Source organism: Photobacterium frigidiphilum, assembly GCF_003025615.1.
Lineage (GTDB): Bacteria > Pseudomonadota > Gammaproteobacteria > Enterobacterales > Vibrionaceae > Photobacterium > Photobacterium frigidiphilum.
In genome coordinates this window covers 313,825-339,428 of record NZ_PYMJ01000001.1, presented here as the reverse complement: position 1 = coordinate 339,428, position 25,604 = coordinate 313,825, and the positions used below count along the sequence as shown (strand labels likewise).

Here is a 25,604-nt window from a genome sequence, read left to right as displayed (position 1 = left end):
AGTTATCGACTCTTCTACACACCGACTTCTTCATCTTACGAGCCCGATGCACTAATAAGGGAGCATATTTGATAACCCACCGATTCAAGGTAGAGTGATCAACATGGATGCCGTGCTCTGCAAATATTTCTTCTACTTTACGATAGCTGAGTCTATAAGAAGCGTAATAGCGAACAACTTGAAGGATGATGTCGGACGAAAAGTGATGGCCTGAAAAATTGATAGTTGTTGTGCTAGAAGCAGTGAGTGGTGACGGAGATCATATCTCACGGCTTCAGTTTGCGATAAAACCGTTAAAGCAAGGGCGAATGCCGCAACAACTTATTAAGATATCACCAAAACTATGCCGTTATAACCAGCGTGCTCTAATGACTTGAGCAACAGCATTTCCCCAGTGTTGATAGATATTAGGTCCAGGATGGAATCCATCACTCGCCATTTGATCGGGTTCTAATTGATGCTCAATAGTAATTATTTCGCAATCACTTTGAGTAGAGATCCAGAGTGCAAGCTTTCGATTAAAGGCTTTGGCTTTACTGCCTAAATACCAACGAAGCGGGTTGGGAAGCGCAGGAAACTTATCCATCGGGGGGATCTTGGTGAGAATAATTTGTTGGCAAGAAAAGTAATCACGTAACTGAGCAACGAGGTACTTTTGCTGTTTCATCCATTCGCTTGAACTCAACTGCGTCGTCACATCGTTCACTCCTAAAGAGACAATAACAATGTCGTAATCTTGCTTAGGGTGTTCAGAAAGCTTTCGCCACACTTTCTTTGTCGTAGCACCCGTTTTAGCGATTAACTGCCAATCAATTCTAAATTGATCACATAGCGCGCTAATAAGCTGCCCTGATAACGCCTGTGATTGATGTTCAAAGCGGCAGAATCGCCAATAAGAAGTAGGCGAGAGGCTTACCTTGTTCTTCAATTCCATGACGTGGACCTGCAGCTTCTTTTAATCTACACATGGAAATCCCTTGCGGTAACAATACCGGAGCCATAAGCAATAGTACTAATTGATGTAACATGACATTTCCTTATCAAATGTATTTCTCACCTGTGCTATGGATGAAAAGTAGGTCACAGAGGTGACCTTTTTCTAATTCGTTTTACCCATTTAATTGTTTAAATCTAACAACGATGGCTGATTGAATAATACTTGTAAGATATTAATGAATTGGCCGACATGAAGACCATCCATCATCCCGTGGTGTACTTCTATCGAAAGAGGCATTCTCATGCGATCACCATTTTGAGTTAATTTTCCTAACGCCATTTTTGGAATACTGTCTGGATGTTTGGTGTCTCTTGCGTGCGTCATGCTGGTGAAATCAACCCAGGGTAGTACTGTCATATGGATAGTATCTTGGCGTATTTCTTGGCCAATAAACTGTTCCACAATAAACGGCGAGTTTTTTATTCTTATTTCAGTTTTAGTCGCACTCTGGGTGAATTTTTTAAAAATAGACGCATAGGGGAGGTCGCAAAATCTTACCGTATCGTCATTGGCGAGCAAGGCGACGCTGACACACATTGGTGAATAGATGCGCACTTCATCTTCTACAATGCGATATGCCATCGGCTCAAATTGGTTAAGGGCTTGTTGAGTTAGGAAAAGGTAAGCATGGAAAAAACGATGACCGTGCTGCTTACAATAATGATATAGCTCAGTAACATCGATGTTTGAACAGATGTTATACCAAGGATGAGTGAAATCTTGGTAGAACTTGAAATGTTCTGCGCGTAACCATTGGCTTGTATCCTGTGTTTTATATGTCATTGAATTTCAGTTTAAATCTATATCTATGATGATTGCGATGATGATATTGTTTATCGAAAAAATTGGAAATAAAAATTTCCCCACAGTTTGTTGGCCAAATAGAAGTAACGACCTGTTTTCTAAAATGGTTAGAAAATCAGTGGCTCTAAGAAGCAGAGCCACAAATACGCAGCAACAATTGAGTTTGAATCGTGGCTTTTCAGTATCTTAAAAAAGCTGGTTTAGCATCTCAACGTCGTATGAGACCAAAGGTAGCTGTTGGCGAACTTTTATTACATAATCAGGGTTTGCGATCAATGGACGACCAATTGCGACTAAATCTGCATCTCCATCAATAAGCGCTTTGCCCCCCGTCTCAGCACTATATCCACCACATGCAATAACAGTCCCTTTGTATAGTCGTTTTATATATTGGGTTACGGTAGCATTCAAATGTGGCTGATAATTATCTTCGAACATTCCGGTGTGAACATAAGCTAAGCCATATTCGTTTAAATGTTTGAGTACATAATCGGACACTTGAATATCACGTTCATCATGATCTAAATGCAAGTATGCGGTAGGTGAAAGTCGCACACCGACATGTCCAATTTCTTTTTTTACCTTTCTAATAACTTCAAATAGTATACGGCTCATGTTTTCTGGTGTACCGCCCCATTGATCAGTACGACGGTTCGTATCCCAGTGCAAGAATTGGTCAAGCAGATATCCGTTGGCCGCGTGGATCTCAACACCGTCAAATCCCGCTTTTTTGGCATTTGCAGCTGCATGAGTAAAATCTGAGATTATTTTCTTAATTTCTTCGCTTGTCATTGCTCTTGGTGTTTCATACTGTAAATCTGCTGTACGTGGAACGCGCCCCTTTAGGGGAACGGCTGAAGGAGCTAGAGGCTTCTCACCGTTTAAATAAATAGGATGGGATACTCGACCTGTATGCCATATCTGAGCAAAGATTTTTCCGCCATTACGATGAACCTTTTCTGTTACTGCTTTCCAACCCTCTACTTGCTCAGGTGAATAAATCGCAGGTGTATTTGGATAGCCTTGAGCTGTTGTCGAAATCATCAAGGATTCAGTGATGATTAGTCCTGTATCAGCTCGGCGAGCATAATAGTCTGCCATTGCTGATGTCGGAATAAAGTTATCATCAGCCATGCTACGGTTCATAGGGGCCATCACTATGCGATTCTTTAACGTCATATTCTGATTTAGTTGGTATGGTTCGAATAAGATGTTATGAGTCATCTGTAACTCCAAAAGTATGCTTTGAAAGATGTTCAAACTATAAACCGCCAAAGAAGCGAATAGAACTAAGGCAAATAGAACACCATGTATTCCAATATAGAATAGCTTGGCGATAATTGAGTATAATCGGCCTTAGAGAATTTAATCAGGAGAGCATATGGATCAGTTGGGTGCGATGCGAGCTTTTGTGCGAGTGGTGCAAATGGGCAGCTTTTCAGCGGCAGCAAGAGAGCAAGATACCACCCAAGCGACCATCAGTAAGAAGGTTGCAGCATTAGAAAAAAAATTAGGAGCGAAATTATTGTCGCGTACCAGTCGAGAACTGTCTTTAACCGAAGTCGGGGCTGATTATTATGAAAACTGCGTGATTATTCTCAGTGAGCTCGATGAAGCGGAAGCCCAAGTTCGTTCACAAATTGCTTTGCCATCGGGGTTGTTACGTGTTGCAGCCCCCGTTGTATTTGGCCGCCAGTTTATGGCTCCCATTTTAGTTGAATTCTTAAATGCTTACCCAGAGATTAAAGTTGATCTGATGCTAAATGATAAGCATATTGACTTGATAGCCGATGGTGTAGATGTCGCGATACGAGCCAAGCAATTGGAAGATTCTACTCTTGTGGCAAGACACTTATTCAATAACCCATTGGTTGTGGTTGCATCTCCTGAATATCTTCAGAAAAATACGAAACCTCAGAATCCAGATGAGTTGAAAAATCACAATTGCATCGTTTACTCGATGTTGAAGTCGATCAATATTTGGCATTTTGAGAAGGGGAATAACAATATTTCTGTACCTGTGACAGGCAGTTTTCGGTGTGATAATGGTGATGTGATATTACAGTTGGTACTTGATGGTGCAGGTATTGCGCAGTTACCTGTATGGATGGTGGATGAGCATATTCGCTCTGGTAAATTAGCAATGGTGTTAGAAGGGTATATATCAAAACCTCTGCCATTTAACGCCATTTACCCTCAAAATCGATATGTACCGCTAAAAGTACGTTGCTTTATTGAGTATTTGAAGCAAAAGCTAGCAGATAATCCGTTGTACCAATGATATTCCTTATACTGTTCACGAAACAATGAAGGTGATGATATCGCCTTCATTGTTTCGTAAGTATTATTGTATTTTAACTTACACAAAAGTCCCGCGGATTGGGTAATTATTATTGGGATTGCGAATAAATTTTAACCCCTGTAACAATACATTCAGATCAGGCCGTGCAAAAGGTCCATTCGACATGTCCAATACTTGCACTTTTCCTTCATGATTGATTACAAATAACGCAGGCTCCGCAAATGGGTGATCCGTTTCTTGTTCCGATCTAGGAGTAGAAATATATAGCCCTAACGTTTGCATTTGCTCGGGGCTTAAATCGTAAGCTAATGGGTAACTGATTTTCAGTTCTTCTTTGTGTTGACGAGCTTGCGTTTCGCTATCCGCAGAAACCGCAATGACATCAATGCCAATATTTCTGTATTCTTCAACTAATGTTTCCAGATCATTGAGGTAGCGTGTGCACAATGGGCAATGTTTGCCACGATAAACGACAACCATTTTCCAATCGTATCGTCCTTCTGGTTTACCTAATGTGATGTCTTTACCTTCTAATGTCTGAACTAAGATATTAGGGAAGGTGGCACCTGCTTCAAATTTTAAGGCTGACATAACTTTATCTCATTTATTGATGTTTTAGGTAATTGTAGCTATCGTCATTCTTATCACGTTTGCCACGGTATTTATCACTGTAGCTCTCTGCCCAGATGGCAGTTGCATCTTGATTTTGGTTCCAATCAAAAACAGTAGAACGATGTTTGATTTTCCATACGCCATCGCGACGCTCGAAACGGAAATGGTGGCGACCACCTAAAATGCCTTCTTTGTCTACGCCATTTTCCTCATGCACATGGTAAGCCCATACGTAACACTCTGCTGTGGCTGTATCACCATCAATTTCAATCAGTGGGTTGCTGATGCGGTGCTGAGTGGTTTTTAACGCTCGGAATCCTTCCATCGCAGGCTCAACAAATGCGTGGGCATTATCATTGTAGAAAAATAAATCAGGAAAAATAGGATCTTGGTGCTCTTCAATGGCATCTTCCCAGTAAGTTGACTTCATCAGTTTTCCATCTACTCGGTCCAGAGCACGAGCGAACTTGTACGTGATCTCTGTCATCTCTTGTTTGTCTAATAGTTGTTGTAGTTGCTGCTGCATTTCCATCATCATTTCCTCGGTCATTTTTAGTAGCCATGCTACTTAGCAAAAGTTGGTGTTGAGGCGTAACCCCATTAAGTGATGAGATGATAATATCGATTCCATTAGGCGTTGATAAGGAGGCTAAAATGCATAACAAGAATTCCATTTTGGAATGGATTGATTATAAAAACGAAGTGCTGACAAGCGTTGAGATAAAGTTGACACCGATAATTAATGGAATTGGTATTACTACGTATTTCATCCTCTTTTGCTTGCTCTGCAAGAAGACGTTTTAATTTAGCAAGGCGTCAAATTTCAGTTATTACTGCGCGACTCTGCGTTTCATACTATGTAAAACGACTATTAACGTGATTGTAATTACATTTTCCACATTGTTTCGGGATCGTTCCCGAAAGTTTATGTATATTCTTCGAGTAACTATAAAGTGTACGAGTAATCAGTTCACTTTATGAGTTACGGGTTACTTTATATGCCTGCTTACAGTAGGAATAATATTTCATCTGCTTGTATTTGTATAAATGGGAACGTTTGCAATTCGATGCCTATTTGCAATCCAAAACGGAGAAATATAACAATGAAAATGAATACGCTTACCTTAGCAGTGGTGTTAGGGCTTAGATAACGCAACAGATAAAGCGAGTGGTAGCTTCTACAAAGCGACGATTGCACCAACCTTGAAGTTATCTACCAGTAAGGGATTCTTTGACCGTCCTGAATTACGTTTTGCGGTAAGTTATGTGGATTGGAGCGAAGATCTTAATGATTACGCGGTCAGTCTTGATGCAGATGCTGCAACCATGGGTGATGGTGGCGAAGTACTATTCGCGCTTCAAATGGAAACGTGGTTCTAAAAGATACACCATAATTCGCCAGCCTTGGAGGCTGGCGTTGTTATAACGATTAACAGGTCTCACGTTCAATATTTTGAAAAGTAAGTACCACTTTACTCATTTCGAAACCTTGGTTGTTGATTCGCTCTAATAGTAACTTGGCTGCATTTTCACCAGCTTTATCAAAGGCATAATTAAACGTTGATAGGGAAGGGGTGCAAACAGAAGCAAGTTCGTCGTTACCTACACCAAGTACTTTTATCTCCTTTCCTGGTGTGATTCCATTTTCTTGAATTGCGCGTATTGCTCCTACGGCAATTCGGTCTGTCGCACAAAAAATCCCATCGGTTTCGGTGAATTTGCTTAAATATTCTTTCGCTGTTTCGTAACCCGATTCGATGGAGAAGTCTCCACGAGCGTGGAAAAGTAACGAGAGCTGGTTAAATTCAAGCGCTTGAGCTAGACCCTGAGAGCGCAGCCTATCCACCGCTAAATCGTCGCCCTGAACACCAATAAAGCCAATTTTTTTACAGCCTTTTGCTGTCAGTCGGTTTCCTGCCTCATAGCCAACGCGGTAGTCATCATGAACAATACTCGGAATATTATGCATAGAACCATCTTGACCCACTAATACCACTGGTACGTTTGATATTTGAATTGCATTAACAAGGGTTTTGTCGAGATGTGTCGCGTATAGGATGATCCCTTCCACGCGTTTTTGGTTAAAGATCTGTATATATTCGAGTTCTTTTTGATGTTCTTGGTGCGTACTGGCAAGTAATACGTGCTTTCCTGCTTTATCAAGAATACTAGTTAATCCATCTACCCCTAACGCCGTGGCGTGAGAAGAGACGCGTGGAACAATAACGCCAACTAAATTAGTTTTCTGTGATTTAAGATCTTTAGCGACTTGATTGGGAATATAACCACATTCTGAAATAGCCTTTTGTACCTTGATCTTTGTCGCGCCTTTTACGCCGTACTCGTCATTAATAACTCGTGACACCGTTGATTTTGATACCCCAGCAATTAGGGCGACATCGTGTAGGCTTGCCATCTGCGTTAATCCATCTCGTTATACTTTCATTAAACTGGGATTGTTTGCAATTTTTCAGCTATGAATCCCTTTGTTAAAGCCGATTCTACAGTGCTTTCTGCTCATGATGGAGACTTTTAGACGATCAATTTCACACAATTTGTTGTTTCCCTTTGACGATCTAGGCTAGATCAGCAAAAATCTTTATTGCAAACGTTCCCAGAAAAGATTCAGGCATAGTTAAATTAGATATAAAATCGGGGTCTGTAATGAATTATCCATCAATAGCAAAAGAGCTAATCACTCATTTAGGTGGCAAGAGCAATATTACCGCACTGGCGCACTGCGCGACGCGTTTGCGTTTGGCTGTAGCCGATGAGTCTTTGATTGATGAAAATGCAATCGACAACTTAGAAGGCGTGAAAGGGCAGTTTAAAATCGCAGGTCAGTATCAAGTGATTTTTGGCTCTGGCATTGTGAACCAAGTTTATGCAGAAATGGCAAAGTTAACTGGCATGAGTGAAATGTCGACCAATGATGTTGCTTCTGCGGGGGCACAAAAACAAAACATTTTACAGCGCGCAGTAAAAGGTCTTTCTGACATTTTTGTACCCATTATTCCAGCAATTGTTGCTGGTGGTTTATTAATGGGTATCTACAACCTTCTGACCGCTCAGGGCCTTTTTATTGATGGGCTCTCTTTGATTGATGCAAACCCTGGTCTAACTGACCTTGCAAGCATGATCAATACTTTTGCTAATGCGCCTTTTGTGTACTTGCCAATTTTACTTGCGTTCTCGGCTAGCAAGAAGTTTGGGGGCAACCCATTTTTGGGCGCAGCTCTCGGTATGTTGATGGTGCACCCAGACTTACTCAATGGGTGGGGTTTTGGTGGTGCTTCAGTGTCCAGCACGATTCCTGTGTGGAATATTTTGGGCTTGGAGATCGAGAAGGTTGGCTATCAGGGTTCGGTGCTTCCTGTTTTGGTTGCGGCTTTCATTCTGGCGAAAGTTGAACTTGGTTTAAGAAAAGTGATTCCGTCGGTATTGGATAACCTACTGACCCCAATGTTAGCTATTTTTATCACTGGTTTTCTGACCTTTACTATTGTTGGTCCATTTACTCGTGATATTGGTTTCTTATTGGGTGATGGTCTTAACTGGCTATATAACACCGCTGGTTTCATTGGTGGTGCGTTGTTTGGCGTTATTTATGCGCCATTTGTTATTACTGGCATGCACCACAGCTTCATTGCTATTGAAACGCAGTTACTGGCTGATATAGCCATTACTGGTGGCACATTCATTTTCCCTATCGCTGCGATGTCAAACGTCTCTCAGGGTGCAGCAGCATTAGCTGTTGGTGTAATGAGCAAAGATAAGAAGATGAAAGGCATTGCAATTCCATCTGGCATAACTGGTCTGTTAGGTATTACCGAACCTGCAATGTTTGGTGTGAACTTAAAGCTTCGCTACCCATTTATAGCCGCTATCACGGCAGCTGGTCTATCTAGTGCGTTTATCACCATGTTTAACGTTAAAGCACAAGCTCTTGGTGCTGCTGGTATACCGGGCATTATCTCAATCGCCCCAGATCAAATTGGCTACTACGTAGTAGGGATGCTTATTGCATTTGTTACAGCATTTGGCTTAACGATAGTTTTAGGATTACGTGAGCAGGCTAAGCAAAATGTAAAAGTTACCGCTTAACCAATCTTTAGTAACGACATTTATTTCTGTTGCCTCCGGAGTAAGCTGCTCCCCCTTTTGCAGCTTCTCTTTTCCTAGTTTTAGGGCTGCTAGTCAAGCCGGTAGTTTGACTAGCATTTTTAGAATATTCCTGTTGCTGAACGGTCAAATTCAGCAACGAGCAATTATTAGTCTTTTCAATGGTGAGTATTATGAGTCGAGTATGGGTTACTGGGGATGCAGTTGTGGATCTGATCTCTGATTCAAGCAATACCTTATTGAAGTGTCCGGGTGGTGCGCCGGCTAATGTCGCGGTTGCAATTTCCCGGCTTGGCGGAAACGCAGCCTTTTTTGGTCGTGTTGGTAATGATCCCTTTGGGCATTTCATGGCTATGACGCTGTCAGACGAACAGGTCGATACACATTATTTGGTTAAAGACGACAATCAGCGTACATCCACGGTATTAGTCGATTTAGATGAAGATGGTGAGCGAACATTTACGTTTATGGTTAAACCAAGCGCTGACCAATTCACTCAGGTCAAAGATATACCAGAGTTTACTGCCGGGGAATGGCTGCACGTATGTTCTATTGCATTAGCTAATGAACCAAGCCGTTCTTCGACATTAACAGCACTTAAAAAAGTGAAAGCCGCATGTGGTTACATCAGTTTCGACCCGAACTTACGCGATGAAGTTTGGAATAATCCAGCTGAGATTAAGTCCGTGGTATTGGATGCCATTCAACTTGCTGATGTTGTTAAATTTTCAGAAGAAGAATTGGCGTTTCTTACCGATACGAACTGCCTTGCTGAAGGGCTAGATGTCATTGAGTCTTTTGGTAATAAACTGGTATTGGTTACTCAAGGCGCTAAGGGCGTTCTTATCGCTGTTGATGGAGTGCGAGAACTGGTTTCGGGCACGGTCGTTAAGCCCGTAGACACAACAGGAGCTGGGGATGCGTTTGTTGGAGGACTACTGGCGAAGTTGTCTCAAACTCCAGAGTGGCAGAGCACTTCGGCGATCCAAGCTGCAATACTGTGGGCAAATGCTTGTGGCGCGTTAGCCACAACTCAAAAGGGTGCGATGAGTGCACTACCGACCGAAAAAGAGCTGTCTGACTTTATAAACAACTAGGTAAATGAATCACTCACTGTCGAAATAACTGGTTTAAGTGTATGGCTAGAGAAGCAAAGAAAAACTGGACGGTTGGACAAAGATATCGTCGTTTAGAGGACATTTCCCATACTCAAATCACTGAGATGATGGAAAAAAGAAGCCTTGATAATGGGTACCCAAACTATCATATCGCCCCTGCTTTTGGCTTATTAAATGACCCAAATGGTTTGTGCTACTTTAATAGTGAACATCATATTTTTTATCAATGGACGCCTGTTGGTCCCGTTCATGGCATGAAGTATTGGTATCACCTTTCTACCAAAGATTTTATCCATTTCACCGATCATGGTGCCGCTATTCATCCAGATCAAGATCACGACTCGCATGGCGTGTACTCAGGTGGCGCGATTGTGGAAAACGATAAAGCATTGTTGTTCTTTACAGGCAATAAACGTGATGAGAATTGGAAACGCATTCCAACACAATGTTACGCAACGATGAATACAGCAGGTGAGATAGAAAAGAAAGGAATCATCATTGAAAATGACCACTACACAGAACATTTCCGAGATCCAAAAGTGTGGAAACAAGGTGATGATTACTACATGGTGGTTGGTGCTCAAACACAAGATCTAAAAGGAGCGATGATCCTTTATCATAGTCAGGATCTGTCGAAGTGGGAGCATAAGGGACCAATCAAAACGACGCACAATGATTTTGGTTACATGTGGGAGTGCCCTGACTTTTTTGAGCTAGATGGACAAGCTGTGATGTTGTTTTCACCGCAAGGTGTGTCATCGTCTAATCCTTATGATTTTAAAAATGTTTTTTCCGTGACTTACTTGGTTGGTGACCGAGTGAACTTTAGCTCGATGGAGCTAGAGGGCGAGCAGAGTATTCGACAGCCTGATTATGGTTTTGATTTTTATGCCCCCCAAACCTATGTCGATGATAAAGGGCGTCGTATTCTCTACGCATGGGTAGGGTTACCTGAAATCGACACCCCTTCGGTGAAACACGAATGGGCAGGAATGTTATCACTCCCTAGAGAGCTGAGAATAGAAAATGGGTTTATGGTTCAAAAAGCATTAGAAGAGTTAGAAGCGCTGCGAGGTGAGGCCATTGAGTTTACAGGTACTCTCCAACAGCCAAGCAACAGTTTCTATTTAAGTCTTGATATCGACATCGTGGAATTTTCTATTGAGTTAGGGAACAGTGTTGGAGATAAAATCGAATTCAAAGTGACAGAAGATGAATTTACTCTCGACCGTTCACAGATGAGTGAGATTTACGCTGAAGAGTTTGGTTTAACTCGTAAAGCTCCAAGGTTAAGCCTAACCCAACAAATTGAAGTGTATGTTGACCAGTCGGTGATAGAGATATTTATCAATGGTGGTAAGCATACGATGACGAGTCGTTTCTTTATTGACGATTTGAGCTACCTTAAAGTATCTACATCACTTAAATCGACTTATTACCCAATGAAATCATTAAGCGGTTTTAACTTGAAATAGTTGAGTCTTCAATTAAAAAAGCACTGCAAAATAGCAGTGCTTTACTATTTCAGCTTTTGGGGTTTGCACCATAATCCGGCATAAGATATTTTTGTTATAGTAAAACAACAAACGGGCAGCTCAATTTTGTATCGCTGCAAAAATTAAATATAATATTCGCACTATGCATCACGGGAAATCTACCCAAAAGGTCACTGCGGTGGCTTCCTTATTTCTAATCCAAATAAACCTAGACATGGTCTAATATGCTCATTAGTTGTTAGTGAAAATGGAAAATGCCCGAAGATATTTCGGGCGTAGTTACTGGGTAAGCGACTTAGTTTTTATCTCAGTCGATTAATTTTGGAATATCGTTAGATAAATCGATCCAAGGGTTTCCTCCGAGAGTTTTTGCTCCTTGAACGCTTGGCTCTTCATATCGCATAACAAAATGCTCAGGACCATGTGCATAAGCAACAACTAAACCGTAAGGTGCATCTAGGAAACCGCCATGTGGACCTAGCCCTGGGTAGCTAATGCGCCAAGCTTTACCGTCCGTTGGTACAAAGCCTAGCGTTAACTTACCTACTACATCATTAGGCAAAGTAAAAAACCAAGTCCAATCTCCACCAGAGACAATGGTCATTACTTCGTCAATACCTTGGCCATTGTCTGCACTATTAACATGTAACTTGCCAAACTTTTCTTGCAGATACTGCATTACTTCTGGTGTCATCGCCTTCATATCGTAAACTTTCGGGTAAGGAGCAACGCCGACTTCAGATGTTGAAAGATAACCACCGCGATGCACTTCAGGTTTTCGACCTGCCTGTTCAATCTGATCTAGCAGTTCCCCGCGATGTAAGGAAAAGATTGAGATCAACTTATCAGTTTCTTGCTTGTTAATTGCTCGCTCTTTAGATACTTCAATAATTGGCTTTGCGGCGTCTGGAATCGCGACAGTGCTGACTCTGACACCAACTGAAGAGAGTACTTCATTTACATTTTCAACGCCTACTGCATTTTCTCTTCCGTCGCTAAAAGAAAGGATCAGTTGGCCTGAATTTGTGACACTTTTTGCAAAGCCTTGAGTCGCTGGCAGTGCAGCTATTATTCCAATTAGGGTTAATTTCATCCACTTCTTCATACTTCATTCCTCACTTAAGGTTTGGCTTTACGCCGTGTTTTCGATAGTGAGTGTAGATCTGGATGTTTCGTCGATAAACCGTAGTTAAGTGAACTTATTGATTACCATTGGTAAATAATCCTATGTTTTTTGTACCTTTTACATTCAAGTCTTTAAGGATTGTATTGATTTGGTGAACTATTAAATTACTCAACGGCGGTTTATCTACTTTCTAGAGGGCGTAATCTAGCGGCTTATACCTAATGAAACGCAGTGAATACACTGAGGAAGATGGAATCATCATGAAAGAACTTAAATATCACCTTTTATCCTTGTTAGTGACTGCGCTTGTTGCGGGATCATTCATATCTTCTGCTGAACTCTCTGGAGTGATAAATCCATTTTCACTCACGTTACTGAGGTTCTCGCTCGCTGCACTAATGATGTCTCCATTTATTTTTATACGCTTTGAACGAATAAAAATAGCGCGAAAAGTGTTTCCTAGAAGCTTAGTGATGAGTTTCTTCTTTTCTCTATTTTTTATATGTATGTTTGAAGCGCTAACGACAACAACAGCGCTGAATACTGGCACGCTTTATACATTGGTTCCGTTTCTTACCGCAATCGCTGGGGCTGCCATATTTAAACAGAAGCTCTCACCTAAGCTTTTACTCATCTACATATTAGCCGCTGTTGGCACATGCTGGGTGATTGCAAAAGGGGATTACTCTGTTTTACTTGCGTTGGATTTTAACTATGGCGATGTGATTTTTTTACTCGGCTGTGTTTCGATGGTCTGCTTTTCTCTGTCAATGAAAGTCTTGAACCGCGGTGAAGAATCATTGGTCACGGTGTTTTGTATTTTGATTGGCGGAATGGTGTGGATGACATTAGCGATGATTGTATTTCAGCAACCTTTAGGATGGGAGGCTCTTAGCTTCAATTTGGGTGCTCACATGATGTATCTAGCACTTTTCGCAACTCTTGCGTCGACATACATTATTCATAAGACAACGATAGTGTTAGGACCAACTAAAGTCATGGCGTATATCTATTTAAGCCCTGTATTCGTCGCGTTGTTCATGTTGTTGTTCAGTGGGCAACAGATACCACTCGCCGTTTATCCTGGGATCTTATTATCGATCGCGAGCACATGTCTTCTTCAAATATTTAATAGGCAGTCGTAATCTAAGGGTTGGATTACGAAGGTTTATTCTTGAAGCACGCCAATGAACGTTTGTTTATTGGCGTGTTTTTGTTTTAAGGGCGTTATCGTTGAACGAACGATTTCTAAATACATTGATTTTGAATGCACTAGTTCCATATGGACATGCTTCACACATTAGGCTCCTTAAAATATGCCTTATAGGGAGCTAGTGTTCAAAGTGTTTAACGATAAAATTAATGAAGGTGCGAACTTTCTGGGATTGCTCTTTATGATAAGGGTATACCAAATATAACGAATGATTATCGGCTTTCCACTCGGGTAATATCTCGATTAGTGTTTGGCTTTCCAATTCGTCTTTTATAAATAATTCAGGTGTTAACATAATCCCGTGACCTAAGCTTGCCGTTTGTTTCAAGGCTAAGCCATTGTTGACTACATAGGAACCTTGTGGGATCTCTATCTCTTCAATACGCTCATTATTTCTAAGTACCCATCGTCTAGCTGATGACGAAAAGCTATAGATTAAACAGTTGTGCTTAGCTAAGTCGGCCGGGTGATTAATCGATCCCGAACGAGCAAGATATTCTGGTGAAGCACAAAGTATACGCCTTAAATCCGTGAGCTTACGAGAACGAAGGCTAGAGCTCGATAGCTCACCGCCACCTCTAATTGCAATATCAATCCCTTGTTCGATGAGGTCTACAAATTGGTCGTTCATCACCAGTTCAATAGACAGTTCAGGGTGTTCTGTCATAAATTCGCAGATAATAGGATTGATCTCAACGAGACTTAGCGACATTGGCGCGCTGATCTTTAACGAGCCCTTTAAGGTGTGCGAAGACTCAATTATCGATAAGTCAGCATGCTGCAGGCTGTCTAGTATATTACAAACTTGATTGTAATATAGCTGACCATTCTCTGTTATATGTAGTTTTCGAGTGGTTCTGTTTATTAAAGCGCTTTGTAAATAATCTTCTAGTTCATTGATATTTTTACTTATTGCGGCTTTAGATAGATTAAGATCTTCTGCTGCATCTTTAAAACTTCCAAGTTCTATTACTCTTCTAAAAACGGTCAACGCTCTAATTTTATCCATCGATAACGGCCTGCTATTGTTTACTTATAGTGAACTATTTTGTCACTAGTATAGTGTTTATCTACTGAATCTTGTCAATTAGCATGTGTGTTATGCAATGTCATCACCCAATAATTGAGTAGGTAAAGGTATGAAAAAGATACTCGCGTTCTCTGGCAGTAACCACAGTCAATCAATTCACAGCGTATTGATTAATACGTTAGCCGCAAAAGCAATTTCAACACAAGTTACCACGATTAATTTAATGGACTTTGAATTACCAATGTACGGTATTGATGTTGAATCTAACGGGATCCCTGAGACGCTGATTAAGCTTAAGAAAATAATGAGCGAATACGATGCGTTAATTATTGCTTCGCCTGAACACAATGGTTCTATGCCTGTTTTCTTAAAAAACGTGATTGATTGGCTTTCGCGTATTGCCGAGCCGGGACAATCATTCTTTGGTTCCAATAAAACGCCAATTCTATTGGTGAGCGCATCTCCTGGTGAAAATGGTGGTGCAACGAATTTAAAAATAATGGCTGAGCTTATGCCTTGGTGGGGTGCTGATGTTAAAGGCACCTACAGTCTTGGTCATTATCACGACAAATTAATGAATGGTTCGTTTGATATTCCGACTCAAGGCCGGTTAACGACGCTAATGGCTGACTTTGAAAACTCACTGGGAGAAAAATGATATGCAAGTTGATATTGGCGCAAGATGGTAACGATGAGTCAACCGCCTCATTGGTGTCAGACCGAATGCGTGAGCATGAAAAAACAGCGTGGATGTTACGCTCTATGCTTTAAGTCTATCGATACCTTCCACAGTGAGTAGGGTTGTACTTCGCATCTGAAATGCAGTCTCCCCCCAATTACATTTAAGGAGCTACGCATGGCAGTTTTAGACAAAGGGGTGTGGTACCCAAACAAAGAACCCCACGAACTAGCGTTTGAAGATACTTTTGATACGGTGATGGAAGTCGAACCAAATCGTTATCATTTGTACATGTCATACGCTTGTCCATTTGCTCATCGTCCATACTTGGTGATCAATTACTTAGGGTTGGAAGAGGCAATTTCAGTGTCCTCTGTTGCCGCTAAGCGGTATGACGATGGCTGGCTGTTTGACGATGAAAATCAAGACCCTATTCACGGTGCTCAAACGTTAGCAGAGCTGCACGTACATGCTAAACCTGATTACACCGGGCGTGTGACGGTGCCTCTGCTTTGGGATAAACAAAATGCCTGTATCGTAGGAAATGACTCTTTAGAGCTTGCAATGGAATTGGCGACCAAATGGCTACCATTGGCGAAAAATAAAGTGGAACTCGTACCTCGTGCTTTAAAAGATGATATTGAACAGCTAAACCCTTGGTTACATACCAATGTGAATCGCAAAGTGTACCAGGTTGGCTTTGCTACCAATCAATCAGACTACGATAAAGCGAGCGACGACTTGTTTAATGCATTAGACGTTCTAGATAGACGATTAGCACAGTCTAAGTATCTACATGGAAGTAGAGCAACGCTGTCTGATCTATTTCTTTTACCTACGTTAGTGAGGTTTGAAGCTGTCTACGAAGTCCACTTCAAAGCAAACAAAAAACCAATTAAAGAATTCGAACACTTATATCGCTATATGCTGGGTCTTGTTAGTGATAAGCGTATTCGTAGCACTATTGATATTGAATACATGAAGCTTCACTACTATTTTTCGCATAAGCACATTAACCCGTTTGGTATTGTACCTAGTGGCCCAAATATTCGTTGGTAAATACCTGACACTGTGATTTGGAGAGATTAAGTGGTAAAAAAACAATCTTTTCCCCTTATCTAGCAATGTGATCTCTACGAGAAGCGAATATTGCAATTCGTACCGTTCGACATGATTTTTTAATAAATTGCTCATTTATGATGGTATCAATCGTATTTTCCATCGCCTCCAAACGGCAGCCTTCGGGCTGCCTTTTTTGATCGTGTTTTCAACTATTGAGCAGTAATTAGCAAGTAGACGGCAGGTTTTGACTAGTTATTGAGTCAGTACTCAATCAATATAAATATCAATCACAACATACTTCATTGCTTATTTTCGTATGTTGTTATTTTAGCCTTGAAAAGGGAATGAAGATGCTTACAGGATATTGGTCTGTCGATGTATTTATACTCGCTAATGTTGCTCTATGTGTGGTGGTAATGCTGGTGTACGGTTATTACCAAACCACTGGCGGTGGAATGCTCTGCGATCATCCTGATGACAATAATCAAAGGAGTAAATCATGAACACCAAAACGTTGGGCTATTCCACGATGATAGTTTCGGCAGCCCTGATGGGGTGTGTTGGATTGTTTGCCAGAAATATTAATACTAGCGGTGATGTTATCGCATTTACCCGCATGACTGTTGGCGCGATTTGTATTTTAGGTCTGATGTTTTATCAAGGTAAAACATCGCTGATAAAAGCCACCAAAATAACACCAACGGTTATTGCAAGCGGTGCCTGTTTGGGGTTATGTCTAGCGGCTTATGTTTCTTCTACTCAATACACAACTTTAGCCAATGCGGTATTTCTTATCTACACCGGTCCGGTGTTTTCTACCATTTTGGCGGCTATTTTTCTGAAAGAAAAAATATCTAAGTTGACTGCTTCATTATTAACAGCAGTATTCATTGGGTGTTTATTTATCATCGGGATTATTAATTACAGTGCGACTTCTGGGTTAACTGTATCCCTGTCTTTCTCAAAAGAGAACTTCATCGGCGATATGCTTGGGCTAGCTTCAGGGGTAGGTTACGGTTTGTATTTGTTCTTCAGTCGCTATCGTACTGATGTAAGCTCAGACTCACGCTCTTTCTTCAACTTCTTGTTTGGTGCTGTGGCTATTGGGGTATGTTTTGTCGTTAAACCTCCTTCACTTGCCGATATGAATACCAGTTCTTGGATTTGGTTAATTTCGATGGGGTTCTTCATTGGGTTTGGTGCCCTGACTCTACTGACTATTGCAGCTAAACACCTGAAAGCAGCTGAGTTAGCGTGTGTGTCATACCTTGAAACTGTAGTGGGAGCTGGCATTGGTATTGCGATGTTTGGTGAATCACTTACGTTACTTCAAAGTATTGGTGGCATCTTAGTGATAGGCGGCGGCATGGGCGAGATTGTTATCAGTATGACCAAGAAGCGTGTTGCTCTCAAAAATAGTCAACTAGAGCATTAATCGGAGGCTACGATGATCACCTCATTAAACTGGGTGCTCCTATTGGTGACGGTGAGCATCATGGTGGGACTCGCGCTGTACAGTAATAAAATCATGAAAACTGGTGATGGCGAAGGTGGATTTTTATTAGCCGCCAATTGCCTTGGCCCTTTCATTGGTGCAGCGACGATTGTTGCGACAGGGTTTTCAGGCTGGGGATTCATGGGATCCCCAGGTGTTGCCTATAAATACGGTGCAATTGAACTCGTTGGTAACTTCTTTTTTGCACCCGCGATGGTATTTGCCGTTTTATTTTGTGCGCGTTTTTTACATCAGAAAGCAGAACAAATGGGCAGTTTCACCATTCCTGAATATATTGCCCGTAGTCACGAAGGTCCCGAAATTGTTAAGCGCTTCACCCAAGCCTTTGCTGCCATTATCACGATTATTTTATTGCTGGTTTTCTTGGTAGGGCAAATAAAGGCACTTGGGTTATTGGCTGGGCAATGGTTAGGTATCGAGCAAGAAACAGCTGCGTTATTAATGGTGGGTATCATTATTTTGTATACCTCTATTGGTGGGCTGGCGGCTGTCGCATTTACCGATGCCTTTATGGTGGTAGGAATGTGCGTATCAGCACTTATTATTGTTGTGACTATTTTTTCCGATATGTCACCCAGTGAGCTGATTTCAGGTTTAAACGCGATTGACCCTGAATTACTCGCGCCAACTGATTCCGGCCCCTATGGTTCCTCGGTTTGGCATGTACTCATGGTATTGCCTTACGCGTTTATTTACAGTGCAACATTACCTTATATGTCTGTTCGGTTTATGGCGCTGGCAAAAACCACCAAGCTACACCATGTGGCAGCTTATATGACCCCCATTGCCTGTTTGCTTAGCCTCGTGCCCTTAGCAGGATTATATACACGCTTAAAAGTACCCGGTCTAGCAACACCTGATGAAGCGATGCCTACCTTTCTCGCCAATTTTTTATCCCCTTCGACGTCAGCAGTTGTCACCCTGTTTATTTTATTTGCTATGAAGTCGACAGCTAATTCTGTTTTGCATGCCATTGCGGGTTCTGTATCACACGACTTGCGTCAGGCTATTTGGCCTAACTGTCGGTTATCAGAAAAATCGTTATTAATATTGAATCGAAGTGCAGTGTGGCTATTAGGTGGAACGGGGTTTGTGCTTATGTTGCTTGCTCCTCCTTTTATGCTGTCTATGTTGGCAATACTGGGCTCAGGCACACTAATGGCTGCATTGGTTGCCCCTACATTGCTTGCTCATTTTGTGCCTGCCAATATATATGCAGCGTTATTTTCGATGATCATCGGATTTAGTTCAGGGTGTCTTTTATTTTTACAATTCAACCTAGGCTGGGTTGAAGCGCCAATTTATTCCTCATTATTTGCTTGTGGTACTTATTGGTTAGTTGCAAAATATTTTAATCATCAGCCATCAACGGTTTCGTTCCCTTCTCACTAATAAAAAGAGAGTAGCAAGTTATTGCTACTCTCTTTTAAAATACTCAACGCTATTTAGTGAAACCTAGTTATAAAAAGCTATTTATTGAAAAGTCATCGGTGGCAGTTATAGCATTGTATCTGATAGCTGTTTTTGTATTTGGCCTTCTACAGCACGACTACTTTCAATATCTTTACGCATATCAATATGGCTCGCACGGTATTCTCGTGGCGTAACGCGTAATAGACTTTTAAACTTAGAATTAAAGTTTGATAAAGATGAAAAACCTACTTCAGAGCCGATATGAGCAATAGTCCAATCTGTCATGACTAAATACCTCGCCGCTTGTCTAACACGTTGTTCTATAACATATTGCCGGAAAGTAACCCCAAGGTTAGCATGGAAAAATCGCGAGAATGTACTATCAGCCATATGAAGCTGTTCTGCTACCAATGCAACAGATAACTGCTCAGCTAAATTATTCGCAATATATTCTTGTGCAATATGGACGCGGCTTTCTGTGCGTTTAATATTATTCACTTCGAAACGGTTATTAGCAAGATAGCGGGCTGGTGTCATTGCTGATAATTTTTCGAGTAAACCAAGCAAATTAAGTACTTGAGAAAACTCAAAAGAATTTTTCATCTTATCTAAGATATGGTGGATATCTGAAATACCCTGACCTTCGAATAGAGTACCATTGCGTGACTGCTCTAGCATGGTTTTGATGGTAAAGAATTGAACACTATCAACGAATGTTTGTCCCATTGCATTTAATCTAAAATGCAATGTATCACAGTCGGTTGGCTCCTTTTGATGCTGGTCTAGTGATAGCCTAAATGGGTTGAATGGGGCTAGTAATATCAGTTGTCCTACTCTTAACTGGAAGTGGGTATTGGCTAAATGCAGCGTGCATCCCGCCGTCTTAGGGCGTATCAATATATAGTCCGCTCCAAATATCATGTGTTCGGTTTCTTCTATTTTTTGTAAGTCGAACATCTGAAATTTAGGGGTGTTGGCAATAACACGTTGACACATAAACATACCTCCCTCGTCGTATCGCATTATATTTACCCTTGAAAAAAAACAATGCCAACTAATCACTTTATAAATGTGATGTTACACAGTTATAAATAGTATCAATGCGATGCCACTATGGAATATGAGTAATAACAATCTTCTATTTAAAAGGGTAGATTTGTGAATAATTATGCGGCATGTGAATATTTCGTGATGAATTGTATTGTTTATCAGCTATCGAAATGAATATTTTATTGGTTATATAATAAAAACAACATCAGAGCAGAGAACAGTCAGTTGTTAGCAGTAAATGACTATTATCAGTCGGCATTTAGCGCGATATTAGTGTTATTGAAGAGCAGCGAATATAACTGCTAATCAGAATAAAGAAATTATTACTAATAATATTTATCATGGATTATGGCTGGTATATTGTTGCTTAAATATAAAGTAACAACATTAAAAATATATGGAAGCACGACTTCTTGATTTATATTCATTCTATTGGAGATTTGTAATGAGTATTTCTAACGATCTATATCCTAATGCCTCTTTACCACCAGAAAGAAAAGATTCTGGTGTACCTTATGTAAGACAAGGTCTGCATGTTGAATCTTATAATGACTTCGATCCACTTCGTCACGTTATTGTTGGTATAGCGGATAATCAACATATTCCGGAAGCTTGCCCGGCAAGTAATGAAAAAATACCAGCTGGTTCTCCAATGAGGGGGGGTAAAGCAGGTCGTCGTACTCAAGAATCTATCGAACGTGCTAATGAATGCTTGAATGGTTTTGCGAAAATTTTAGAAGATCGTAACATCATTGTTGACCGCCCAGGGGCAGTAGACTGGCATGAGCGCATTACCACACCTGATTTCAGCATCAGTTCTGGTTTTGGTGTAATGCCACCACGTGACTGCCTACTTACTATGGGTAAGAGCATGCTGATGGCTCCAATGAGCTTCCGTAGTCGTTACTTTGAATATTTGGCTTACGTAGATTTGATGCGTGAGTATTTTGAATCTGATCCAAATTGTATGATTGAGCAAGCACCGCGTCCACGTTTGTCTGATGATAGCTTCCGTATGGATTATGTTGCGGCTTACGAATACTTGTCTGATGCAGAAACCATGGAGCGTTCACTGCGTAAAGAGTACAGCACCAAAGAAACAGATATTCTGTTTGATGCCGCTGATGTAATGCGTTTAGGTAAAGATATTTTTGTGCAGCACGGTCTTACCACTAACTTAGCGGGTATTCGTTGGATAAAGCGTAAGTATGAGTCTCAAGGTTACCGTGTTCACACGCTAAGCTTTGAAGATAATCATCCAATTCATATTGATGCGACCTTCTGCCCGCTACGTCCTGGCTTAATGTTGCTGAACCCTAATCGTCCATTATTCAAAGGTCAGCGTGAGATCTTCGAGAAAAATGATTGGGAAATTGTGGAAGCGGTCAGCCCAGCGTGGGATAACCCACCAGCGCTTTGTTACTCAAGCACTTGGTTGTCGATGAATACGTTGATCTTAGATCATAAAACAGTCTGTGTTGAAGCGTCTGAAACCGGACAAATGGAGCAATTCGATAAGCTTGGCTTTGATGTCATTCCGGTTGATTTACGTGATGCTTACGCATTTGGTGGTGGTCTACACTGTGCAACAGCCGATGTATGGCGTGAAGGTACATGTGAAGATTATTTCCCGAACCAATTCTCTGGTGCTCACAGTCTTGAGCACTGGGAATACTAGTCGTCATAACTAGATAATATAGTGGCTTCTTCGGAAGCCATTTTTTTACCTGTCATTTGTCATTTGTCATTTGTGATTTCTCAGCTTTATTCTATTTATTGAAATAATATCTGCGTTGAGTTCACACTTGATTCAATAAGTTTGATCTTCAATCAAGCTTTGGACTTTACTTCACTCGACTTCATTTTTATATATGCACCAGCCCTTTGTATTCATGCAATTAAGAGCTCGCTTTATCTGCCCTTCTTATTAGCGCGTTGAATAAAAACACGTAAACAAGAATAAGCACTTAATTGAATAAAAGTGCGACGTTTAATAGCGTGAATACGTTCACAATATCGACATATGTATTCCTTTAGCCTTGCCGATGAATTGCATTACTCATCAATGAGATACGGTTATAAAAATAATAAGGAATATAAAATGAAACATAGTGGAACTATGCGCTTGTCTTCTTTGTCGTTGGCGATATTAGCGTTAACTACGCTCGCAGGTTGTAACGACGAAACCAACATTATTGAGCAGCCAAAACTAACACCAGATGTTGCGGTAGATATGAGGGGCGTTTTTTCTGGTTACCAAGAGGCGATGGATATACTCGATAATACGACGTTTGGTCAGATAACCGATCAGATGGCTTCTTCGCGACAGTCAGTAGATAGGCTATACCTAGATAAACTTGAAGCGCTCGATCGCAGTGCATTATCCGATGAAGATAAAATTTATTACGACACGTTCCGTTTTGACCGAAATATCGGCATTCGTGGAGCGTCGTTGCCTAATACCCGTTTTGGTAATTTTACGGTTCCGATTACCCATTTTTATAACTATATTGAGTCGAATGCAGAATCGGCGGGTGCTAAGCAAAAAGATGTCGAAACGTATAAAAGCCATGTTCAGGTTGTTCGTGAATTTACAGCATGGGTTAACAATTTACATTCCCAGTATGCGATGGGTGAGATTGAGCACTCACAGTTGCCTAAAGTGCTGATTCAACGCTTGATTGAGAGTACAGAAGATACAGTAACTAAAGATAGTTATGCCTTACTTCAAATCGGTCTGAATGATATTACTAGCCACAGCGGTGATTATGAACCAGCCTTTATTGCTGAATATCAACGAGCAGTGGATGATGCGATTGACGCAACAAAAGCTCTGGTGACGTATCTGAAAGTCGATTTCATGGATGCGGCTCGTGGTAGTGGTTCGGAAGGGGCGTTGACTGATACCAACATAGGCTGGGGCGATTTACCTAATGGGCAGGCATGGTATCAGTGGCAACTGGATCGCAACAGTACCACGGGTAAACCAGCGATGGAGCTCAGCCAGTTGGGTGAAGATCTTGTGGCAGACGCTAAAGCCGAGATGGAACGAGTCGCTAAGCTGATTGTAGCAAAGCGCGGCAAAACGGTGAAAGCAAATTGGCGAGAAGCTGACGACTCTATTACTTATGATAAAACGTTCACGCTAGCAGACGATAATGGCAAGATTGACCTTGCTGAATTTTTTGACTATCTGAACAGTGAAACTTTCTTCTATGGCCGAGATGGACGAACTATTACGGGTACGCCGTATGCGCAAGCCTGTACCTCTGCATCAGTACCGTCTGCCTGTGAGGCAGCATTGGTCGACTACTACAAGTTTAAAAATGATGCTAACGATGTAGTAGCTAAGTACTTTAAGCCAATTGAAACTGATTACAGTATTGTACCTGTGCCTGATAGTCGTGAGTTGTATGACGGAGTAGCCTCTTACGGTGGTAATGAATTTAACCTAAATACCAATCCTTACTACAGCCTGCAAAAGTGGAATGTCTCTACTTTGTTGCTGCATGAAGCAGCACCGGGCCACCACTTCCAAAATGCCTATTCTATTGAATATCCACCAGCCAATAAGCCGGAATATATTGAGAATGTTTGGTATACCGCCTATGCAGAAGGGTGGGCGTTATATACCGAATGGCTTGGTATGGAAATGGGTATATATGGTGAGTTGAATGAAGAGGGCAAGCCTACTTTTGTTAATGCGACCGGTATGTGTAAAGTGGATCTGAACTATGATGATTTCCAAGGTGGGATTTATCAAGATGCCGAAGAGTGTAATGCCTTACAGTATTTTGGTAGTTTGAATGAAGCTCAACTCCGAAATATGCGCTTGGCTGTCGATACCGGTATTCATGCCAAGGGGTGGAGTATTAAAGAGGCTCGTGAGTATATGAGTAGTAACTCTGCGTTGGGTGAGGGTGATATCGAATCGGAAAGTTTCCGTTATGCTGCGTATGTTGGTCAGGCTGTTTCGTACAAATCTGGCTATTTAGTGATCAAAGAAATGCTGGAGAAAGCAAAGTCTGAATTAGGTAATGACTTCGACTGGGCAGAGTTTCATGACCAGCTGCTTAAATACGGAGATCAACCCATGGAAGTGGTCGAAACAAGTATTGATAATTGGATCAAATCTAAAGGTTAAGCCAATACGCGTTTAACTTAAATACGATGAAGCCGCTATGTTCTGAGAGGAACTAGCGGCTTTATTTTTTTAGTTAGTAACTAGGCTTCACGCCCTTTCATATATTGTTTTGGGGGGCGTCCGAGGGTTTTCTTAAAAAACGTAATAAATGCACTAACCGATTCATACCCTAAGTGATCTGCAATCCGCTGTACTGAATCGCCTGACGCTAGTTTTTGTAGTGCGACCACGATATGCAGTTGTCCGCGCCATTTTCCAAACGTTAACCCAACCTCTTGTTTGACTAAGCGTGCCAAGGTACGTTCACTCATTGCAAATTGTGCAGCCCATTCACCGACCGTACGTCGATCTGATGGATCAATGAGTAATCTTAAAGCGATCGCATTCAGCCTTGGTTCTACTGGAATAGGAAAATCAAAGTGTTCTGTTGGCATAGTGGTTAACTGCTCGATCAATACATCCACGAGTCGTGCAGTTTGGCTGGTGGGTAAGTAATGTTGATCTTGCATCGTGAGATGAACGATTAATTCTCGCACCAATGGTGAGATGGAAATCGTGCAGCTCTGATCGGGCATAACGACTGCATCAGGATCGATAAAAAGCATACAGACATTCGCGTCAGCCGAGATCTTGTTGCTATGTGGTACGTGGCTTGGGATCCACACTGCACAATGTGGGGGCACCATCCAAATAGCATCTGCTATTTTGCATTTCACGAAGCCTGTTAAGGGGATCACGAGCTGACATTTTCGGTGCTGATGAAACGGTGTTTCGGCTTCTTTTTCACCTCCGGTAAGTTGCAAAGCAACAACTTTTTGAGGGTACTCGTCAGAGTCGAATTCGGGAAAGTAAGGCTGAAAAGGTAACATATAATGACTGTTTATAGATATATATTGTCAATATAGCCCAATACGGTAAAG

The 25,604-nt window shown here is 41.3% G+C and carries 23 protein-coding genes and 3 pseudogenes; 14 read left to right on the top strand and 12 right to left on the bottom strand.

The features are described from left to right. Positions 1 to 4: 4 nt before the first annotated feature. The 5 genes and pseudogenes from C9J12_RS01445 to C9J12_RS01430 all read right to left on the bottom strand — a co-directional run. Positions 5 to 223, bottom strand: a pseudogene (locus tag C9J12_RS01445) (IS6 family transposase); the annotation flags it as partial. Positions 224 to 349: 126 nt separating this feature from the next. Then, positions 350 to 934 carry an SGNH/GDSL hydrolase family protein gene (locus tag C9J12_RS01440; protein ID WP_227876246.1) on the bottom strand — a complete coding sequence of 195 codons (585 nt, stop codon included), beginning with the start codon at positions 932 to 934 and terminating at the stop codon, positions 350 to 352. Beyond that, the gene (locus tag C9J12_RS31005; protein WP_227876245.1) at positions 873 to 1,028 is read right to left on the bottom strand and encodes a hypothetical protein; all 156 of its coding nucleotides are present in this window, start codon (positions 1,026 to 1,028) and stop codon (positions 873 to 875) included. The genes C9J12_RS01440 and C9J12_RS31005 overlap by 62 nt, the downstream gene beginning before the upstream one ends. 89 nt (positions 1,029 to 1,117) lie before the next feature. After that, positions 1,118 to 1,780 (bottom strand): CatA-like O-acetyltransferase, encoded by a 663-nt coding sequence (locus C9J12_RS01435; RefSeq protein WP_107241080.1) that lies wholly within the window; start codon positions 1,778 to 1,780, stop codon positions 1,118 to 1,120. Positions 1,781 to 1,987: 207 nt separating this feature from the next. After that, a complete protein-coding gene (locus C9J12_RS01430) occupies positions 1,988 to 3,025 on the bottom strand; it encodes an alkene reductase (RefSeq protein WP_107241079.1) in 1,038 nt (345 codons plus the stop codon). A gap of 157 nt (positions 3,026 to 3,182) precedes the next feature. Here C9J12_RS01430 and C9J12_RS01425 point away from each other — a divergent pair, with 157 nt between their 5' ends. After that, the gene (locus C9J12_RS01425) at positions 3,183 to 4,082 is read left to right on the top strand and encodes a LysR family transcriptional regulator (protein ID WP_107241078.1); all 900 of its coding nucleotides are present in this window, start codon (positions 3,183 to 3,185) and stop codon (positions 4,080 to 4,082) included. A 78-nt stretch (positions 4,083 to 4,160) separates the two neighbouring features. Here the strand turns inward: C9J12_RS01425 and C9J12_RS01420 are convergent, their stop codons facing one another. Both C9J12_RS01420 and C9J12_RS01415 read right to left on the bottom strand, forming a co-directional pair. Next, a complete protein-coding gene (locus tag C9J12_RS01420; RefSeq protein ID WP_107241077.1) occupies positions 4,161 to 4,694 on the bottom strand; it encodes a peroxiredoxin-like family protein in 534 nt (177 codons plus the stop codon). 13 nt (positions 4,695 to 4,707) lie between these two features. After that, entirely contained in the window at positions 4,708 to 5,265 is a 558-nt protein-coding gene (locus C9J12_RS01415) for a nuclear transport factor 2 family protein (RefSeq protein WP_227876244.1), read from the bottom strand. 593 nt (positions 5,266 to 5,858) lie between these two features. Between C9J12_RS01415 and C9J12_RS01410 the strand changes: the two are divergent. Next, positions 5,859 to 6,095, top strand: a pseudogene (locus C9J12_RS01410) (carbohydrate porin); the annotation flags it as partial. Between the two features lie 49 nt (positions 6,096 to 6,144). On the opposite strand, the gene C9J12_RS01405 reads toward C9J12_RS01410, so the two are convergent. Beyond that, positions 6,145 to 7,131 (bottom strand): LacI family DNA-binding transcriptional regulator, encoded by a 987-nt coding sequence (locus tag C9J12_RS01405; protein ID WP_107241075.1) that lies wholly within the window; start codon positions 7,129 to 7,131, stop codon positions 6,145 to 6,147. A 248-nt stretch (positions 7,132 to 7,379) separates the two neighbouring features. Here C9J12_RS01405 and C9J12_RS01400 point away from each other — a divergent pair, with 248 nt between their 5' ends. The 3 genes from C9J12_RS01400 to C9J12_RS01390 all read left to right on the top strand — a co-directional run bounded on the left by C9J12_RS01400 (position 7,380) and on the right by C9J12_RS01390 (position 11,430). Continuing rightward, positions 7,380 to 8,819: a sucrose-specific PTS transporter subunit IIBC gene (locus C9J12_RS01400; RefSeq protein WP_107241074.1), complete on the top strand. Its 1,440-nt coding sequence runs from the start codon at positions 7,380 to 7,382 to the stop codon at positions 8,817 to 8,819. A 191-nt stretch (positions 8,820 to 9,010) separates the two neighbouring features. Further along, positions 9,011 to 9,934, top strand: a complete 924-nt coding sequence (locus C9J12_RS01395) for an aminoimidazole riboside kinase (RefSeq protein WP_107241073.1) — start codon at positions 9,011 to 9,013, stop codon at positions 9,932 to 9,934. Positions 9,935 to 9,975: 41 nt separating this feature from the next. Then, positions 9,976 to 11,430, top strand: coding sequence for a sucrose-6-phosphate hydrolase (locus C9J12_RS01390; RefSeq protein WP_107241072.1), 1,455 nt, complete (start codon positions 9,976 to 9,978; stop codon positions 11,428 to 11,430). 328 nt (positions 11,431 to 11,758) lie between these two features. Here C9J12_RS01390 and C9J12_RS01385 read toward each other — a convergent pair whose 3' ends face one another. Beyond that, on the bottom strand, positions 11,759 to 12,556 hold the full coding sequence (locus C9J12_RS01385; RefSeq protein WP_107241071.1) for a hypothetical protein: 798 nt from the start codon (positions 12,554 to 12,556) through the stop codon (positions 11,759 to 11,761). Positions 12,557 to 12,837: 281 nt separating this feature from the next. Here C9J12_RS01385 and C9J12_RS01380 point away from each other — a divergent pair, with 281 nt between their 5' ends. Continuing rightward, positions 12,838 to 13,722 (top strand): DMT family transporter, encoded by an 885-nt coding sequence (locus C9J12_RS01380; RefSeq protein WP_107241070.1) that lies wholly within the window; start codon positions 12,838 to 12,840, stop codon positions 13,720 to 13,722. Between the two features lie 186 nt (positions 13,723 to 13,908). Here the strand turns inward: C9J12_RS01380 and C9J12_RS01375 are convergent, their stop codons facing one another. Then, a complete protein-coding gene (locus C9J12_RS01375) occupies positions 13,909 to 14,799 on the bottom strand; it encodes a LysR family transcriptional regulator (RefSeq protein WP_107241069.1) in 891 nt (296 codons plus the stop codon). Between the two features lie 130 nt (positions 14,800 to 14,929). Between C9J12_RS01375 and C9J12_RS01370 the strand changes: the two genes are divergently transcribed. The 6 genes and pseudogenes from C9J12_RS01370 (at position 14,930) to C9J12_RS01350 (ending at position 19,469) form a co-directional block, all read left to right on the top strand. Then, a complete protein-coding gene (locus C9J12_RS01370; RefSeq protein ID WP_107241068.1) occupies positions 14,930 to 15,478 on the top strand; it encodes an NADPH-dependent FMN reductase in 549 nt (182 codons plus the stop codon). 8 nt (positions 15,479 to 15,486) lie between these two features. Next, positions 15,487 to 15,591 (top strand): annotated as a pseudogene (locus tag C9J12_RS31500) (DNA starvation/stationary phase protection protein); the annotation flags it as partial. An 85-nt stretch (positions 15,592 to 15,676) separates the two neighbouring features. Further along, complete coding sequence (locus tag C9J12_RS01360; RefSeq protein ID WP_107241067.1) at positions 15,677 to 16,558, top strand: glutathione S-transferase C-terminal domain-containing protein; 882 nt, start codon at positions 15,677 to 15,679, stop codon at positions 16,556 to 16,558. Positions 16,559 to 16,911: 353 nt separating this feature from the next. Continuing rightward, the gene (locus tag C9J12_RS30580) at positions 16,912 to 17,064 is read left to right on the top strand and encodes a hypothetical protein (RefSeq protein WP_170111694.1); all 153 of its coding nucleotides are present in this window, start codon (positions 16,912 to 16,914) and stop codon (positions 17,062 to 17,064) included. Beyond that, positions 17,061 to 17,996 carry a DMT family transporter gene (locus C9J12_RS01355; protein WP_011217735.1) on the top strand — a complete coding sequence of 312 codons (936 nt, stop codon included), beginning with the start codon at positions 17,061 to 17,063 and terminating at the stop codon, positions 17,994 to 17,996. Before C9J12_RS30580 ends, C9J12_RS01355 begins: the two co-directional genes overlap by 4 nt. Positions 17,997 to 18,008: 12 nt before the next feature. Then, positions 18,009 to 19,469 carry a sodium:solute symporter family protein gene (locus tag C9J12_RS01350; protein WP_107241066.1) on the top strand — a complete coding sequence of 487 codons (1,461 nt, stop codon included), beginning with the start codon at positions 18,009 to 18,011 and terminating at the stop codon, positions 19,467 to 19,469. A gap of 105 nt (positions 19,470 to 19,574) precedes the next feature. Here C9J12_RS01350 and C9J12_RS01345 read toward each other — a convergent pair whose 3' ends face one another. Then, positions 19,575 to 20,486 (bottom strand): AraC family transcriptional regulator, encoded by a 912-nt coding sequence (locus tag C9J12_RS01345; RefSeq protein ID WP_107241065.1) that lies wholly within the window; start codon positions 20,484 to 20,486, stop codon positions 19,575 to 19,577. 499 nt (positions 20,487 to 20,985) lie between these two features. Here C9J12_RS01345 and C9J12_RS01340 point away from each other — a divergent pair, with 499 nt between their 5' ends. Further along, positions 20,986 to 22,218: a serine/threonine protein kinase gene (locus C9J12_RS01340; protein WP_107241064.1), complete on the top strand. Its 1,233-nt coding sequence runs from the start codon at positions 20,986 to 20,988 to the stop codon at positions 22,216 to 22,218. A gap of 423 nt (positions 22,219 to 22,641) precedes the next feature. After that, positions 22,642 to 24,684, top strand: a complete 2,043-nt coding sequence (locus C9J12_RS01335) for a DUF885 domain-containing protein (RefSeq protein ID WP_107241063.1) — start codon at positions 22,642 to 22,644, stop codon at positions 24,682 to 24,684. Between the two features lie 80 nt (positions 24,685 to 24,764). Here the strand turns inward: C9J12_RS01335 and C9J12_RS01330 are convergent, their stop codons facing one another. Further along, positions 24,765 to 25,553, bottom strand: a complete 789-nt coding sequence (locus C9J12_RS01330; RefSeq protein ID WP_107241062.1) for an AraC family transcriptional regulator — start codon at positions 25,551 to 25,553, stop codon at positions 24,765 to 24,767. Positions 25,554 to 25,604: the final 51 nt, after the last annotated feature.